At 76.2% G+C, this 256-nt stretch carries 1 protein-coding gene; it reads right to left on the bottom strand.

The window, feature by feature from the left end; genetic code table 11:
* Positions 1-224, bottom strand: a 224-nt coding sequence (locus tag ACZ3HH_RS30680; RefSeq protein ID WP_465810439.1) for a hypothetical protein, incomplete at its 3' end; no start/stop codon positions are given.
* Positions 225-256: the final 32 nt, after the last annotated feature.

The following is a 256-nucleotide window of genomic DNA, read 5'->3' as shown; positions in this document are numbered from 1 at the left end:
AGGGCGAGGCATCCGGTCGTCGGCACGATCTCGCCGCACTGCCGCGTCGCGCCGAACCGGCGCAGGTCCGCGGCCACCGCGCCGTCCGGCACCTGCCCCTCGGCCGCGAGCAGCAGTCGGCCCAGGGCGTAGCGGGCGGGTTCGCGGACGAGCCGGTCGGCGTCGGAGAGCGGGAAGTCCGGGTCGGCGTCGAGGACGACCACGCGGCCTTCGATGAACAGCACGACGTGCACTCCCCCGCGCACGCTCCGCCGTG

The organism is Pseudomonas sp. PME37.24/025, from assembly GCF_055556615.1.
This window is presented reverse-complemented; position numbering and strand designations above follow the sequence as displayed.